At 55.4% G+C, this 336-nt stretch carries 1 tRNA gene and 1 rRNA gene; both read left to right on the top strand.

Annotated features, from left to right (window positions below):
• Positions 1-64, top strand: a 16S ribosomal RNA gene (locus J5M67_RS28970); the annotation flags it as partial.
• 151 nt (positions 65-215) lie between these two features.
• A tRNA-Ile gene (locus J5M67_RS28965) sits at positions 216-292 on the top strand.
• Positions 293-336 lie beyond the last annotated feature (44 nt).

The raw sequence follows: 336 nt of genomic DNA, 5'->3' as shown, positions 1-336 counted from the left end.
CATGACTGGGGTGAAGTCGTAACAAGGTAGCCGTAGGGGAACCTGCGGCTGGATCACCTCCTTAATCGAAGATCGCAGCTTCTTCATAAGCTCCCACACGAATTGCTTGATTCACTGGTTAGACGATAGGTTTGCTGCTCGGTTGGTTTGAGCGCGCCCCCGGCTCTTGGATAGAGAGCGGGTGAGGTCGACAAGCTGCCAAAGCCCGAACGATTGGGTCTGTAGCTCAGTTGGTTAGAGCGCACCCCTGATAAGGGTGAGGTCGGCAGTTCGAATCTGCCCAGACCCACCAATTGTTGTGGTGTGCTGCTGATCCGATGGGGCCATAGCTCAGCT

The sequence above is a fragment of the Pseudomonas sp. 30_B genome, from assembly GCF_017491605.1.
GTDB lineage: Bacteria > Pseudomonadota > Gammaproteobacteria > Pseudomonadales > Pseudomonadaceae > Pseudomonas.
The sequence above is the reverse complement of the archived record's forward strand: the minus strand, read 5'-3'. Positions and strand labels throughout refer to the sequence as shown.